Source organism: Pseudomonas serboccidentalis, assembly GCF_028830055.1.
Lineage (GTDB): Bacteria > Pseudomonadota > Gammaproteobacteria > Pseudomonadales > Pseudomonadaceae > Aquipseudomonas > Aquipseudomonas serboccidentalis.
In genome coordinates this window covers 1,984,509-1,999,251 of the sequence record NZ_CP101655.1, presented here as the reverse complement: position 1 = coordinate 1,999,251, position 14,743 = coordinate 1,984,509, and the positions used below count along the sequence as shown (strand labels likewise).

Here is a 14,743-nt window from a genome sequence, read left to right as displayed (position 1 = left end):
CCCGAAGGGCTGCCATTCGAACCGCTGACGATGTGTGAATCCTTACAGAGGACGGCCCACAGTGTTGCAGACGCTGGCGTTGTTGATGTCCAGGTTGTTGCCGGTGGAGTTGGTGATGAAGTTGGCGGTCACAGCGGTTTTCCAGTTGCCTGGAACCGGGATGAAACCGTGAGCGGCGGTAGCCACTGCGTTGCCCGGAGTGCTGTAGTGCTGGGTCAGGAACGCCTTCACATCGGCGGCCACGGCGGCGTTCTTGTAGCACTGGCCAAAGATGAAGTTGGTGTAAGCGGCCATTGCATAACCACTGGAAGGGTTAGCGACAATCGGAGACCACTGAGCCGGGTTGGCAGCGTTGGTTGGCAGCGGTGCCGATGCCAGTGCGGTATTGACGTTGGCGCTGGTTGGCTGAACACCGTTGATGCGGGCAACAACCGCGTTGCTCGAAGCGTTGACGCCGTCCGGACCGACATAACCAATGGAGCCATCGACTGCGTTAACGGCCGGAGCAACGTCAGCGGTGTTGGTGACGCCAACCCAGTTGGACGGAAGTGCCGAACCTGCTGGCAGGCGAGCGTTGGTGAAGGTGGTGTTGACCGCGAACTTGGCCGGGCAGATCGAGTTCAGGTGGCGGCTGAGGATTTCAGTGGTGCCGCTGGAAGCGGTGCGATACACAACGCGGATCGGTGTGGTGTCGGAGGTGTTCAACAGCGCACCCCAAGTGGTCTTGGTGCCCGACAAGGCATCACACAACTGAGCGCTGGTCAGGTTGAGGGTGGTGTTGCCGGCTTTCTTGTAAGGGATCGCCACAGAAGTTGCCACCGATGGCAGCTGGATCAGCGGACCAAACGATGCGCCGTAGGTGGTGTTGTAGGTGCTGATTTCCGAAGCGCTGAGAATCGAATCACTGGCAGCGAAGTGCACAGTGCCGGTGGTGCCGAATTGCGAAGCAGTGTTGGTCAGGAAAGCACTTTTGCCGATACCGCTACCGGTCACCGCGTAGCTGAAGTTGGCAGGCAGAATGCTGTTGGCAGAACCTTTGTACAGCGCGGCAGGCAGCGAGGCGCCACCGCCGGTTACGTTGGCGGCCATGGCCTGGGCGGATGTCAGAGCGGCGACGGTCAGTGAGGCGGCGATCAGAGTGCGCTTGAACATGAAGAATCTCCTTTTCAACTGGGTTGTGAACACAGGTTTTTCAGGGTGCTTGCATGACACTGGGAAGACTCACCTGGCCCTCGCTGGCGTTGGCCGTGGTTAAGTCGCACTGAGAAATTCGCAGCTTCCAGTGACAGATAAAGGAAAAAACCTCGGGAGCTGCGCGGTGATTTTCAGGGGATTTTCTCGGGTGTTTGCGGGGGATTGCGAGGTGTCTGAATCGGGGGTTTGGCGCAATCGGGCTGCAGGCGTTGCACGGTGGTTGCAGATGACAGAAAGGAGAACCCGAGGATGGCTGGAACATGGCTCGGGTGGTGGAGAATCTTTTGCAAAAACCCTGAATGATTTATTGGCCTGACGGGCCCCTTCACGAGCGAGCGTATACCGTCCCCTGTAGGAGCTGCCGAAGGCTGCGATCTTTTGTTCTTGATTTTGAAAAGCATAAGCAAGAGCAAAAGATCGCAGCCTTCGGCAGCTCCTACAGGGGGTTATTGGACTAGCTGGTTGATCTCAATGATCGGCAACAACACCGCCATCACAATCACCAGCACCACCGCGCCCATCACCACAATCATCAGCGGTTCCAGCAACGCGGTCATGCCCATCGCCCGCCGTTCGATATCCCGCGACAGGGTCTGTGCCGCGCGTTCGAGCATCGGCGGCAGCGCACCGGTTTTCTCGCCACTGGCGATCAGGTGAATCAGCACCGGCGGGAACACGTTCTCCACCCGCAGCGCCGCCGCCAGGTTCACGCCTTCGCGGACCTTGGCCGTGGCGTCGCTGACACTCAGGCTCAGGCGGTCATTGGACAAGGTCTGCCGCGCCGCCTCCAGCGCGCGCAACAACGGCACCCCGGCGCCGCCGAGAATCGCCAGGGTCGAGGCGAACCGCGCGGTGTTCAGGCCCAAAATGAAACGCCCGATCAGCGGCAGCTTCAGCACCCGGTGATGCCAGCTCAAACGCGCCGCCGGATTGCGCAGATACAGGCGCCAACTCCAGAACGCCCCGGCGATGATCGCCGCACACAACCAGCCCCACGCGCGAATGAAATCACTGGCGGTGAGCATCGCCAGCGTCAGCCCCGGCAAGTCCTGCCGTGCCTGGGAAAACGCGCTGACTACCTGCGGCACCACGTAGCTGAGCAGAAAAATCACAATGCCGATCGACACCAGCCCGACCACACCGGGATAGATAAACGCCGTGAGGATCTTGCCGCGCAGGTTGTTGCGCTCTTCGATGTAATCGGCCAGCCGTTCCATGACCTGCGCCAGATCACCGGACTCCTCTCCGGCAGCAATCAACGCGCGGTAAATCTCCGGAAAATCCCGTGGCCGCGCCGCCAGTGATTCGGCCAGACGCATACCACTGCGCACATCCGCGCGCACCGCGCTGAGGGTGTGGGCGATGTGTTTTTTCTCGGCCTGTTCCACCGTGGCGCTCAGCGCCGCTTCCAGTGGCAGGCTGGCGCCGAGCAGGCTCGCCAGTTGCCGCGTGGCCCAGGCCAGATCGTTGTCCGACAGGCGCGCACTGAACAAGCCACCGCCGCCGTGCTGGGCGACGTTGCTTTCCTTGAGCACCGACAACGCGGTCAGGCCACGGCTGCGCAACACACTGAACGCGGCGGTCTGACTCTCCGCTTCCAGATGCCCGGACTCGATCTTGCCAGTGGCGTCGGCGGCTTCAAAACGGTAGCGATTCATCAGGCGTCCCGGGTCACGCGCAGAATTTCTTCCGGAGCGGTGGTGCCGCTGCGGATCCAGCGCTCTCCGTCCTCACGCAGGCTGAACATCCCGGCCTTTGACGCGGCGGCACGCAAGGCCTGCTCCCCTGCCCCTTGGTGAATCAAGGTGCGGATGTCGTCGTCGATGCAGAACAATTCGTGGATACCGGTGCGACCGCTGTAGCCAGTGTGATTGCACGCCGCGCAGCCGACCGGTCGCCACGTCCCCGGCGCCGCCGGATCCTCCTGTTTGCACTCTTTGCAAAGGCGCCGCACCAGTCGCTGAGCCAACACTCCGAGCATCGACGAGGCCAGCAGAAACGGTTCGACGCCCATGTCGATCAAGCGGTTGACCGCCGACACCGCGTCGTTGGTGTGCAGCGTCGCCAGCACCAGGTGCCCGGTGAGCGACGCCTGCACAGCGATTTGTGCGGTTTCCAGATCACGGATCTCGCCGATCATGATGATGTCCGGGTCCTGACGCAGGATCGCCCGCAGCGCCAGGGCAAAGGTCATGTCGATCTTGGCGTTGACCTGAATCTGGCTGATACCCGGCAGGTCGTACTCCACCGGGTCTTCCACGGTGAGGATGTTGCTGGTGCTGGCATCGAGTCGCGCCAGCGCGGCGTACAGGCTGGTGGTCTTGCCGCTGCCGGTCGGCCCGGTGACCAGCACAATGCCATGGGGCTGGCGAATCAGGTGATCGAGTTTGGCCAGCACTTGCGCGTCCATGCCCAACGTTTCCAGGTGCAGGCGCCCGGCCTGTTTGTCGAGCAGACGCATCACCACCCGCTCGCCGTGGCCGGTGGGCACGGTCGAGACACGAATGTCGATCGGCCGCCCGGCCACACGCAGCGCAATACGACCGTCCTGCGGCAAGCGTTTTTCGGCGATATCGAGCTGGGCCATGATCTTGATCCGCGACACCAGCGCGCCGTGCAGCGCCTTGCGCGGCGAAACCACGTCACGCAGGGTACCGTCGACCCGGTAGCGCACCACCGAATGGGTTTCGAACGGTTCGATGTGAATGTCGCTGGCCTCGTCGCGCGCGGCTTGGGTGAGCAAGGCGTTGATCATGCGGATCACCGGCGCGCCGTCCTGGGTGTCGAGCAGGTCGGTGATTTCCGGCATGTCCTGCATCAGGCGATCGAGGTCGACTTCGTTTTCTGCCGCACCGACCACGGCGGCGGCGCTGCCGGTGTCGGCGTAGGCCGTGGCGAGCAAGCCGTCGAGTTCGTCATCGCGTACGCGCTGCACCGATGTCGCGCCGAACTGCCGGCGCACTTCGTTGATCGACCAACCGGGCGTCGACGGGCAAACCGTCAGCACCCCGTCGCACAACAGAATGCGCTGGGCCTTCGCCCAGGCGTAGGGCAGCGCACTCATCTCATGCCCTCCCCAATCCCTGCGGTAATGCGATCCCCTGTAGGAGCTGCCGAAGGCTGCGATCTTTTGCTTTTAAAGATCAAAAGATCGCAGCCTGCGGCAGCTCCTACAGGTCCGGTGTTGTCCCTTGCCACAGTCATCATGCTGTTCAAAAGCGTGTGCTCCCTTCAATCGGCACCGCTTTGATGGTCGCTCTCGGTCCCGAGCTCGGCACCACCGCCGGAACCCCCTGCGCCGCCGTCGGCAACTGCGGCGCCTGCATGTCCGGCATCGCCCAGCTGCGTTCCGGTTGCAGGCCGCCCTGGGCGCGGCGCATGAAGTCGTAGCGGTTGAGGGTGATGCTGCGCCCCGCGTCGCTGTCGCGGATGATGTACGGGCGCAGGAACACCATCAGGTTGGTCTTGGTGATCGCCCGGCGTTCGTTACGAAACAGCGCGCCGATCCCCGGCAGCGTCCCCAGCCATGGCACCGCTTCATTGCTCTGGCTGTAACCGTCCTGCAGCAAGCCGCCGAGAACCATGATCTGGCCGTCATCAAGCAGGATGCTGGTGTCGATCGCGCGCTTGTTGGTGACGATGCCCGCCGACGTCGCGCTGGCCGAAGCGCGTTCGTCGATGCTGCTGACCTCCTGATAGATGTCGAGCTTGACCGTACCGCCCTCGGAAATCTGCGGCCGCACATTGAGCTTCAAGCCCACCTCTTCGCGGGTCACGGTCTGGAACGGGTTGTTGCTGGTGCCACCGCCGCCGGTGACGTAGCTGCCGCTGACAAACGGAATGGTCTGGCCGACAAAAATGCTCGCCGCTTCGTTGTCCAGGGTCAGCAGATTCGGCGTCGACAACACGTTGGTGCCGCCCTTGCTCTTCAGCGCCCGGGCCAACACTTTGAGGTCGAGAATCTTGCCGATACCGGGGATGTCGACGGTGCCGTTGACGTAGCCGAGGTTCAGGCCTTTGGGCAGCACGTCGATGCTGGTCTTGCCATTGGTGTTGAGCCCCGAGCCGCCCAGATTGGCGCCGCCGATCACGCCGTTGCCGCCCAGATTGCCGGTCTGCCATTGCACGCCGAATTCACTGGCATCGTCTTCGCCGACTTCGACGATCAGGCTTTCGATCACCACTTGCGCACGGCGCTGGTCGAGCAGATCGATCACCTCGCGCAGGTTGCGATACAGCGGGTCCGGCGCGGAGATCAGCAAGGTGTTGGTGGTCGCATCGGCCTGAATCGTCACCCCGCCAGCGCTGAACGCAACGTTCTGTTCACTGGCCTGATTACCGGCGCTGCTGGTCGAACTGCTACCCTGCGCGTAACTGCCGCCGGTACTGCCGGTGCTCGACGTGGTCGAGGTGTTGCCACTGGTGGGCGTGCCGCTCTGCGCACTCGAACCGCCATTGTTGTTGCTACTGCTGCCCATGGCGCTGAGCACCGAGCGCGCACTGTCGCTGGTGCCGCTGTCGCTTTCGCCGGTGAGCAAACCGCGCAACGCCTGCGCCAGTTTCGCGGCCTGGGCGTTGCGCAGGTACACCACGTGCAGGTTGCTCGGATTGCTCTGCGCGTTGTCGAGTTTGTAGATCAGGTTGCGCGCCAGTTCCGTGCGCTCGGGGCTGCCGGCGCGGATGATAATGGTGTTGGAGCGCGGGTCGCCGATCACCGCGATTTTCTGCGTCGGGTCGTTGCCCGGCGCGTCGAGCAGATCCGCGACCATCGGCGCGATGTCGGCGGCGATGCCGTTCTGGATCTGCACCACGTCGGTGTCGATCGCGCTCGGGGTGTCGATGGTCTGGATCAACTGGGCGACGCGGGTCAGGTTCTCGGCGTAATCGGTAACGACGACGGTGTTGTTGCCCGGGTAAGCATTGATCGGGTTGTTCGGCGACACGATCGGCCGCAGCACCGGAATCAGGTTCACCGCGTTCTCGTATTGCAGGCGGAACGTGCGGGTGAGCATGCCGTTGCCGGCGGGTTTGTCCGGGCTGTAGATCGGCCCGCCGAGCAGTTTCGCATCGGCCTCCGGCACCACCTGAGCGACACCGCCAACATCCACCACGCTGAAGCCCTGCATGCGCAACGCCGCCAGCAACATGTCATAGGCTTGGCGCGCCGGCACCTGACCTTCCGAGACCAGCGTCAGGCTGCCCTTGACCCGAGGGTCGACCAGAAATTGCTGGCCCGTCGAACGCGACAACGCACGCACCACCGCTTGAATATCGGCATCCACGAAGTTCAGCGTCACCGGTTGATCGCCCAGCGGATTGCTCGGCAATGGGGTGCCACGCGGGGCGCCGCCACTGCGCGCGCGCTCGGTGATGTTGTGCAACTGCCGGGGTGGAGGCGCCGCCTGGGCCTGTGCGCGTTGACGATCCAGCAGCGCGTCGCCGCTGCGCTGGGTGTTGGCCAGTGGCCGACCGAGTTCACTGTCGACCAGCAGCGGCGGCTGATTTGGCGGCGGCGTGGTGTGGCTGCACGCGCTCAATGCCATCAGCAGCATCGGCAACGCCATGCGCGCCGGTTTGGATCCTGACCCCTTCATGAAGCTTCCTTAGCGCCCAGCGCCTGATCCATGCGAACGGTGCCTGACAATGTGCCGGCAGTGACCTCGGTCGAAGCGGTGTCTGCGCGTTGCAAACGGGCCTCGACCACTTGCAGAGAAAGTTGTGCCGGCGTGCTCAACAGCCAGTCGAGCACCGCGTCGGCCGGCGCCGCGTCGAAACTCAACTGCCACGCGCCGCCCTCTCCGGCTTGCAATTGATAGTGCCCGGCGAGGCCGCTGGCCTGCAGGGTCTGCTGCAGCGACTGCTCGACGCTTTGCCCGTCCGGGCGCACGCTGACCTCGCGCAACAGCACTTCGAGGGCTTCGGTCTGCGCGCGCAACTTCGGGGTTTCGGCTTGCCAATAGGTGATTTTTTTCAGCGGCGGCTGAATCAGTGCGAGCCAGACCAACAGCGACAGCAACACCACTGCCATGCCGCCGAGCATGCGTTTTTCGCGCAGCGCCAACGCTTGCCAGCGCACTTGAAGCTGCGCGCTGAAACGCTGCCAACGCGCGCGATACACCAGCAGCGTCGCCTTATTCATCTTCTGCTCCGCTGTCGTCAGCGCTGTCGCTGGCGGGGGTGATTTCATCGCTCGGCTGCAGCAGCCAACCGTCATCATTGGCCGTCGCACTGATCCCGGCCTGGGCCAGCGTGCCTTGCCAGTCCTGGTCATTGCCGCTGCGCCGGGCGTCGGCCAGCAGCGTCAATTGCAACGTGCCGTCGACAAACGTCAGGCGCTCGACAGTGCCGGCCATGAACGGCATGCCGCTGCCGGCCTGCAACACCAGGCGACTGAACGCCTGCGTCGGGTCCTGCGCCGCGCCCTTCTGTCGCGCCGCCAGTTGCTGACGGGCCTGTTGCAACGGATTGAGGATCACCGGCAACTCGGGAAAGGCCTGCTTCACCCGCTGACTCATCTGCGCCTTGAGTTGCTGGCCCTGACTGGCCTCGCGGGCGGCATACAGGTTCAAGCCGATCACCCACACCGCCACCGCCAATGCGCAAAGCCCCAGCGCCCGGCCCCAGCCGCGATGCTCAGTGCCCTGCTGTTGCACCGCGCCCTGCAGGCCCCAACTTGGCAACGGCCCGGTCCAGCGCTGCGCCTCGGCCATCGGCAGTTCGGTGCCCGGTGGCGGTGCCGCGCCGATCCAGTGCAACGGCGTGCCGCACGTCAGCAGGCCATCGCCGATGTCCTCGTCGAACAGCGGCTGCACCTGCGCCGCCTGCACGCTTTCGCGCAGCAACAAATGACCGTCCTGCCGACACGCCACCGTGCCCGGCAGCACCGGCAAGCTGTACGCCGCCGGGTACAGACCGCGCAGGTTCAGCCCGGCCTGCTTGAGCATCTGCCCCAGTTGCAGCAACGGTTGCCGCGGCGCCCAGGCGATCTGCACCCGCCCCGCCGCATCCCGTGGACTGTGGGCGATGTGCATGTCGTTGCTGTCGCCGAGCATCAAGGCCTGCGCCGCGCATTGCACCGCCGCTGCGGTCTTGTTCGCCGGTAACGGTGGCAGCTCAATGCTCGCCAGCAGACTGTCCGACGGATGCAGAAAACCGCTCAACGGCGGCTGCTTCGGCTGTTGCGCTAACTGCTTCAGGCTGAGCGGCTGTTCACGGCTGACCTGGCCCTGACGATCCATCCACACACAATGCAAAACACTGTCCGCGTCCAGTTGCTCCAGCGGCGGCAGTCCTATGCGCAACTGACTCATACGCCCACCCGCGACCAGATCACTTGCGGCAAGCGATCCTCGCTGCGGTGCAACAACGCGTCGAGGCTGACCCGACGCTGCTCGCGCCGCGCCTCCCCGCGCAGGCGAAACCAGTCACTGGTGATGCCGACCTTGACGCTGGTCAGCTCCAGGTTCGGCATGCGCAAACGGTTAACGAAATCGCCGCGATTGATGAACCAGCGCCCGGCATCGCGCTCATTGATCAAGGCCTGCGCCCGCTCCAGCGATAGCCCCGGCACATACGCGGCCAACACTGGCGCCGTGGCGGTGTTGCCGTTGAGCCAAGTGGTGGCCGGAATCACCGTCAGGTACGGCGCCAGTTTGCCAATGACCGCATCGTTGACGCCTTCAACGCTGCGCAGATCATCGACACTGCGCAGCATCGGCAACTTTGGAGTCTGTGGTTTGCGCGACGCATTCGGCGAAGTGGCGCGGCCGCTGTCGAAGCTGTTTTTGCTGGCGGTGTTTTCGGCAATCTGCGGGTTCAACAAGTACGGATAAGAGCCGATCACCCGCTGACTGATGCGCTGACTCAAACCACCGCTGATGCCGATCAACTCGCACAGCCGCTGAAACGCCTGCACCTGCGCCTCGTCGATGCGCTCGTTGGCCACCAGATTGCGCAGGTTGAACTTGCCCTGCTCGTCTTCCAGCCGGCCCTCGAAACCTTGCGCATTCAAGCGCTGCGCCCACGGCTGATCGAGCCGGGTCAACGGATCACGCTGCCGCGCATCCCAGAGCAATTGCCGGCTGATCTCCAGCCCACCCTGTAACAACCAGCGCCCCTGAACCCGCTGCTGATCCGCCTCCAGCGCCCGGGTCGAAACGCTCTGCCGGGTCAACATCCCCGCCGCAATCACCGCGACCACAGCGGCGATCAACAGCGCACTGATAATCGCCATGCCCTGCTGGTTCGATTGGTTGTTCATCACCGGCCTTACAACTGCCAGGAACCGATGTCGGCATTCACGCCGTCGCCGTCAGGCTGACCGTCGGCACCGAGGGAAAAGATATCGATCTCGCCGTTGGCGCCAGGGTTGAGGTACTGATAAGGCCGCCCCCACGGATCATTCGGCAGGCGTTCCAGGTACGAACGCCAGTTGCTGTTCTTCGCATCCGCCGGGCGCTCCACCAACACTTTCAGACCCTGGGTCATGCTCGGATAAGTGCCGTGATCGAGGCGATACAGCTTCAGCGCCTGCATCAAACCGCCAATGTCCTGCTTCGCCGCCGTGGCCCGCGCCTGATCCGGCCGGTCGAGCACCTTGGGCACCACCATCGCGGCAAGAATCCCGAGAATCACCACCACCACCATGATCTCGATCAGGGTAAAACCCTGCTGCCCACGGGGCATCCGGCTCGGTCGTTTGGGCTGTTTGAACTGCGCGATCTCCATCTCGACATTCCCTTGGCTTGATTCGATTCGACGCGCAGTGTTGCAAGAAGATATGTCAGGGATGTTGAAAATCCTCGGGAGTTTTCGTCGTCAAGCCGTCAAGGACGCGGGTTAGCGTCGAGGGCTGTGTTTTGGCTTTGGGCCTGTTATGCCGACGCATTCCCGAGAAAGCGGATTCACCCTGATTGAAGTGCTGGTGGCGCTGGCGATCATTGCCGTGGCGATGTCGGCGGCTGTGCGTGTGGCGGGGTTGATGACGCAGAGCAGCGGGATTTTGCGGGATCGGTCGGTGGCGATGATTGCGGCGCAGAGTCGGATGGCTGAACTGCAACTGGAAGGTCGATTGCCGATGGGGATGAAGGCACAAGACTGTGATCAGGGCAGGCTGCTACTGCGCTGCGAACAAGCCATCGCAACAGCCGAAAACGGCCGATTACTAAAAGTCGGCATCCAAGTCTTCGACCGCAACCAAGACGCCCCGCCCCTGGCCCGCCTGGAAACGCTACTAAACCACCCCCTGTAGGAGCTGCCGAAGGCTGCGATCTTTTGATCTTGCTTCTAAAAGTCAAAATCAAAAGATCCTCCGATCGCGGCCCGAGCCTTCGGCAGCTCCTACAGGGAAATCTACTTACGCTCTGACGTCCCTAAACCTGTGGCGAGGGGATTCATCCCCGATGGGGCGCAAAGCGCCCCCAAAAACCAATGCCGGCGCTAACCCGGCAACTCCAGATTATCCAGCGCTTGATTAACCGCCAACTCCCCCAGCATCACCACCTGCGCAATGCCCAACACCGTATGGCGATAAGGCGTATCAAGCAGCCCGGCGAAATCACTGAGCATCACACTGGCCGAAGCCATGGATTCGCAGGCATTGGCCAGTAGGGATTCGGTGGAGGTGTAGTGCGTGACCCTATTAACCCATATGACTCCTGCTGCCGAACGCTTTTAACGACTGGCATTCAGAGATATCGCCTTCACTACAAGCCCGCTGTCAGTCACTTTCGCTCCAGTAGCCGTGCAATCGTTTCCAGCGAATGATATCTACCGGAAGCAACCGTTTTCGGTAGCCAAATGGAATGCATAGAAATTTTCTCGGACATCGTTGTATGTCTGCAGCACACTTGGCTCTGAAGAACAAAAAACCTACGCAGACTCACTTACCGATAAGGTCAGCGGCGAGGGATAAATCACCTCGGCGGCTGAAAGAGCCTTAAACTGATCAAGTTTAAGCGTTGTATCATGCCCCAAAGTATTTAGCTCTTTCTTTAGACCTTCTATCCGCAGTCGAGTATTTATAGCAGCATTGCTTCGACTTTCAGAAACCATTGCAAAATAGCTTATCGTAATACAGTAGTTCAGAATGGCGATCAACTCGTAATAGTTACCTGCAAGTCGGACATGTCGTTCTTGCTCGCCTCCTGGCAGTATCGCCGTAAATGGAGTCTTTTTAATCTGCGGAGCTACTACATAATCCAAAATATTCAATTTTACACAAAGTTCATTTAGCAATTTAGATACCTCAAAGTAGATCCCACTTTGATTTGATTCAGGAGACTTAGAGACACGACCTTTCAATGCGTTGAAATCCGGCATCAATAGAGATAATTTATCAATTATTAAATTCACCTGCCTCACGACATACTTCAACACCTGCTCATCTGCCTCAAGGGCACCTGTTTCGTGGGTCGAATTGCAAAAAACTACTGAATGGAACGCTTGGTTTATTTGTATCTGCAGCGACACCTTATGTGCTAATTTAATCGTCCCAAGCGACGCTATGTATTCAACTATACCCTTTCGCTGTGCGTGGAACGCGTCCAGCCGATTTTTCATGTCTGTTGCCTCTATCTGCGCCGCTGCTTGCTGAGTACTGTGCAATCTGCTGATAAAAACGCCGACGGGAATCGTCAACGACAGCAACGCGAGGGGAAACTTGCTGATATCGATAAATGTATCGAATCCTGCCGGTGTAAAGGATAGCGTATAGGGAGCCCAACATACGTAACCTGCTGCTAGGAAATACACGAAGATCGTGGTTAACCAAAAGCGTAATGGCCATTGAGATGCGAGTCCTCGGCGCGGATCGAGGTGGTAAGAAAAGTTATAAAAGGTGGCACGCTTGTCAGCTGAAATTCCACTTGCGCAAGCACATAAAAAAATAATGCAGACGATAGGAGAAATCGCCAGAATCATATAAATGAGATGTAGTGCATCCTTTGCTTCTTGAGTCATTTTTATTTCCTTAGTTGAGTCAAAATTTTTGCCATAGCTGCATCAGTACAGCATCATAAAAAATCATCATTTTAGGAGTTACCCTCTTACCGGGCGAAACAACAGTTATTTCGCAATCCGATTTCAAGGACATACTGTTGACCGCAAAAAACAGTAGCGAATTTATTGTCATAAAACAGATCCCCCCTGAGCTGAAAAATCTTTTTCCGGAACATCTCGACTTCAGCACGAATATCCAGATCTGTATCAACTCCCAACCGGCACTAGCAGTAATCGATGATCTACCACCGCTGCTCTGCCGTCAGGCATTCCACCTTCCTGATTTCACGACCAATCTAAGGAAAATTTATTTTTCCCAGTATATGGCCTATACACCCTACCCCATTATCTCAAGCCAAAGTACCGTGAGATGGTGGGATGAACCCACTTAAGCTTGAGCCCCATCGGTAAAAAATAAATCGAGGCCACGTTTCTGCGCCCTTGTTATTCTCACATCTGGGAAGCGAAGTTGGACCAAGTTCTCGACGTTTTGCATCTCTTTGGCAGGAGTATTGACACCAAAGATAATTTCGCTCAAATCCTCTGCCGCAAAAGACACAGTGTCTAGATTACATTCAGGCTTTTGGGTTACTTCAGGACTATCTACACTCAGGATCACGCGATACTCCTGCTCGTACGCCCATTCGTCTCGTTTGATGAGCAAATACCTAAACAGTAGCTCTAAGTTCTTGGTCGACATCTGCGCGGCTAACTTATCGACCTCAGACTCAGGCCTGCCTTGACTAATAGATCGAGCGAGATCGGTGGTTGCAGCCGTCAAGAACATAGACATCAACTTCTCACCACCGCCATACTTAACTTTTAGTGCACTTTTAAATGCGGGCGCTTTCGACTTAAATTTTAGTACTGCACCTTTATGGTAATTTGCGTAGTGAGACCACATCAAAATATTATCTGGCTTAGTAGTGAGCGATAACACCCTGAATCTCGAGAGCAAAACATCCCACTCACGCGCCATCTCACTAGTCAGCCGAATAACTTCTTCTGTCATTTCGTTCAATCGGGGACGAAGCCGATTCATCTCTTGATTGAATTGTGAGTTATTTGAAAGACCCAAGCTTTTGCCGAACTCCAGCTTGAGCATTTTCAAAACATTAATCTTATTAAGATCAAGCAACGGAAAATTGCAGTCAAATGGGTCGTTGAACCCCGTCGGATCGGCAACCTTTATACTTGAGCTTTCCAAAATAGGGGATATCGATTCAATCGGTGAATATTTATAGAAGAACTCTGGTAATGTTGATCTAAGATCACTCGTCCTTGTTTTAACGCGCCCCATTTCCGACCTCAAACTCCAGAAGATTTATTGATTACACTTAAGTAACCGCCTAAATAATGGCTCCTAGCCACTACAAAACCATACTCGATAGCCGCTCGTTTGTCATGATCAAAAAAGTCATGGTCGTGAAGCTCGCCGTGAATCAAGCGCTGTGTCACGTTGAAGTGAAGGCATGATCGACTGACCGCTGCTGCTCAATAGACGAAAAGAAAATGGCCGAGGTTGTCAGATGAGCTGACGCCCTTTCGGAGTCCCCAACCTCTAGGCACTGTACGAAGAGTAATGTCGCAAACACCGCATAGCGCGAGCTAAGAGTTGCCAGAGCGATGGCATACACCTGCGCTGCGCTCGACCTATGTGACCGTGCGTCAGGCTGCAACACGCCTGCTTCGCTATGATCAACTACCCGAGCTGTTCGAGGCGCTTGATATCCTTCAGAGAATGTATTTGCGGTGGTGATTGCGCAACTGGAAAAAGTACCATGGCACTTATGGTGCACCGGATTGATGCCCAAACTCGATCAAGACTGGCATGAGCTTACATCGAAGCGGCGCAGCACCATTTTTCGCCTAGTCTCGAGATGGCAACAACTCGGCTACTTCTTGAAACGCCTCGACACGGGGCACGCAGGCCAAACCTATTGGCTCGGCCAAATCGAAGCGTGTGACAGGCAGTATCTCGTTGTCGATCCGATAACCCCCAAGACCGATCGCGCAGCATGGCAGGAAAAGCTTCGCGAATTAACGGCAAACGGGCGGATCCGCTCGGATACTCGATTGTCATGACTAGTTTTTATCGAGCTACAAATCGGCTGGAGGAACCGTCAAATGAAGGCTTCTACCCTCGTACTTGCCGCACTTTATTGCACGGGTATCAGCGCCGCGTTTGCCGATGACTCACAGGCGCCAAACGACAAACACGGGCCAGCAGGCATCGTCGTCGGTGAGCGTCTGGCTGCGGCCAGGTCCAAGCTAGTCAAACAAGGCTGGAAGCCGACGCGGATGCATACCAACGACGGCTATGAATACAGTGGTGTGGAGAAGGAGCTGGCTGCACGCAAGTTCTTCGAACTGGATACCTGCTCGTTTGATAGCTCGCGTTGCATCTTGTACTACTCGAAGAAAGCAGCTTGCCTGCGCGTCGATACCATTGGCGAACAGTTCAATGAGATGAAGGTGACGCGATGGACAAGTGAATGTCCTGAGGCGCCTTAATAACCACGTAAAACTAAACCGACCTGTTCCCACAGGT

The 14,743-nt window shown here is 58.7% G+C and carries 13 protein-coding genes and 1 pseudogene; 3 read left to right on the top strand and 11 right to left on the bottom strand.

What is annotated here, in order from left to right; all coding sequences use genetic code 11:
* Positions 1-42: 42 nt before the first annotated feature.
* The 8 genes from NN484_RS09330 to gspG all read right to left on the bottom strand — a co-directional run bounded on the left by NN484_RS09330 (position 43) and on the right by gspG (position 9,921).
* A complete protein-coding gene (locus NN484_RS09330) occupies positions 43-1,152 on the bottom strand; it encodes a substrate-binding domain-containing protein (RefSeq protein WP_274658957.1) in 1,110 nt (369 codons plus the stop codon).
* A 488-nt stretch (positions 1,153-1,640) separates the two neighbouring features.
* Positions 1,641-2,852: a type II secretion system inner membrane protein GspF gene (gspF, locus tag NN484_RS09325; protein ID WP_127652502.1), complete on the bottom strand. Its 1,212-nt coding sequence runs from the start codon at positions 2,850-2,852 to the stop codon at positions 1,641-1,643.
* Positions 2,852-4,258: a type II secretion system ATPase GspE gene (gene gspE, locus NN484_RS09320; RefSeq protein WP_215499807.1), complete on the bottom strand. Its 1,407-nt coding sequence runs from the start codon at positions 4,256-4,258 to the stop codon at positions 2,852-2,854. Before gspE ends, gspF begins: the two co-directional genes overlap by 1 nt.
* A gap of 148 nt (positions 4,259-4,406) precedes the next feature.
* Entirely contained in the window at positions 4,407-6,788 is a 2,382-nt protein-coding gene (gene gspD, locus NN484_RS09315) for a type II secretion system secretin GspD (RefSeq protein WP_274658956.1), read from the bottom strand.
* The gene (gene gspM, locus NN484_RS09310; RefSeq protein ID WP_274658955.1) at positions 6,785-7,333 is read right to left on the bottom strand and encodes a type II secretion system protein GspM; all 549 of its coding nucleotides are present in this window, start codon (positions 7,331-7,333) and stop codon (positions 6,785-6,787) included. The genes gspD and gspM overlap by 4 nt, the downstream gene beginning before the upstream one ends.
* Complete coding sequence (gene gspL, locus NN484_RS09305) at positions 7,326-8,504, bottom strand: type II secretion system protein GspL (RefSeq protein ID WP_274658954.1); 1,179 nt, start codon at positions 8,502-8,504, stop codon at positions 7,326-7,328. The genes gspM and gspL overlap by 8 nt, the downstream gene beginning before the upstream one ends.
* Complete coding sequence (gene gspK / locus NN484_RS09300) at positions 8,501-9,454, bottom strand: type II secretion system minor pseudopilin GspK (protein ID WP_274658953.1); 954 nt, start codon at positions 9,452-9,454, stop codon at positions 8,501-8,503. Before gspK ends, gspL begins: the two co-directional genes overlap by 4 nt.
* Before the next feature lie 8 nt (positions 9,455-9,462).
* Positions 9,463-9,921, bottom strand: a complete 459-nt coding sequence (gspG, locus tag NN484_RS09295) for a type II secretion system major pseudopilin GspG (protein WP_274658952.1) — start codon at positions 9,919-9,921, stop codon at positions 9,463-9,465.
* Positions 9,922-10,069: 148 nt separating this feature from the next.
* Between gspG and gspI the strand changes: the two genes are divergently transcribed.
* Positions 10,070-10,444 carry a type II secretion system minor pseudopilin GspI gene (gspI, locus tag NN484_RS09290; RefSeq protein WP_274658951.1) on the top strand — a complete coding sequence of 125 codons (375 nt, stop codon included), beginning with the start codon at positions 10,070-10,072 and terminating at the stop codon, positions 10,442-10,444.
* A 188-nt stretch (positions 10,445-10,632) separates the two neighbouring features.
* Here gspI and NN484_RS09285 read toward each other — a convergent pair.
* From NN484_RS09285 to NN484_RS09275, 3 genes and pseudogenes are all read right to left on the bottom strand, one after another.
* Positions 10,633-10,818 (bottom strand): annotated as a pseudogene (locus tag NN484_RS09285) (DUF6124 family protein); the annotation flags it as partial.
* Positions 10,819-11,064: 246 nt separating this feature from the next.
* Positions 11,065-12,153, bottom strand: coding sequence for a hypothetical protein (locus NN484_RS09280; protein WP_274658950.1), 1,089 nt, complete (start codon positions 12,151-12,153; stop codon positions 11,065-11,067).
* A 427-nt stretch (positions 12,154-12,580) separates the two neighbouring features.
* Positions 12,581-13,492, bottom strand: coding sequence for a DUF2971 domain-containing protein (locus NN484_RS09275; protein ID WP_215499795.1), 912 nt, complete (start codon positions 13,490-13,492; stop codon positions 12,581-12,583).
* 506 nt (positions 13,493-13,998) lie between these two features.
* Between NN484_RS09275 and NN484_RS09270 the strand changes: the two genes are divergently transcribed.
* The gene (locus NN484_RS09270; RefSeq protein ID WP_215499793.1) at positions 13,999-14,277 is read left to right on the top strand and encodes a hypothetical protein; all 279 of its coding nucleotides are present in this window, start codon (positions 13,999-14,001) and stop codon (positions 14,275-14,277) included.
* A gap of 42 nt (positions 14,278-14,319) precedes the next feature.
* Positions 14,320-14,706, top strand: coding sequence for a hypothetical protein (locus NN484_RS09265; protein WP_274658949.1), 387 nt, complete (start codon positions 14,320-14,322; stop codon positions 14,704-14,706).
* Positions 14,707-14,743: the final 37 nt, after the last annotated feature.

Coding starts and splice junctions, on each gene's coding strand:
- NN484_RS09330 (WP_274658957.1), bottom strand. CDS start 1,152: ATGTTCAAGCGCACTCTGATCGCCGCCTCACTGACCGTCGCCGCTCTG.
- gspF (WP_127652502.1), bottom strand. CDS start 2,852: ATGAATCGCTACCGTTTTGAAGCCGCCGACGCCACTGGCAAGATCGAG.
- gspE (WP_215499807.1), bottom strand. CDS start 4,258: ATGAGTGCGCTGCCCTACGCCTGGGCGAAGGCCCAGCGCATTCTGTTG.
- gspD (WP_274658956.1), bottom strand. CDS start 6,788: ATGAAGGGGTCAGGATCCAAACCGGCGCGCATGGCGTTGCCGATGCTG.
- gspM (WP_274658955.1), bottom strand. CDS start 7,333: ATGAATAAGGCGACGCTGCTGGTGTATCGCGCGCGTTGGCAGCGTTTC.
- gspL (WP_274658954.1), bottom strand. CDS start 8,504: ATGAGTCAGTTGCGCATAGGACTGCCGCCGCTGGAGCAACTGGACGCG.
- gspK (WP_274658953.1), bottom strand. CDS start 9,454: ATGAACAACCAATCGAACCAGCAGGGCATGGCGATTATCAGTGCGCTG.
- gspG (WP_274658952.1), bottom strand. CDS start 9,921: ATGGAGATCGCGCAGTTCAAACAGCCCAAACGACCGAGCCGGATGCCC.
- gspI (WP_274658951.1), top strand. CDS start 10,070: ATGCCGACGCATTCCCGAGAAAGCGGATTCACCCTGATTGAAGTGCTG.
- NN484_RS09280 (WP_274658950.1), bottom strand. CDS start 12,153: ATGACTCAAGAAGCAAAGGATGCACTACATCTCATTTATATGATTCTG.
- NN484_RS09275 (WP_215499795.1), bottom strand. CDS start 13,492: ATGGGGCGCGTTAAAACAAGGACGAGTGATCTTAGATCAACATTACCA.
- NN484_RS09270 (WP_215499793.1), top strand. CDS start 13,999: ATGCCCAAACTCGATCAAGACTGGCATGAGCTTACATCGAAGCGGCGC.
- NN484_RS09265 (WP_274658949.1), top strand. CDS start 14,320: ATGAAGGCTTCTACCCTCGTACTTGCCGCACTTTATTGCACGGGTATC.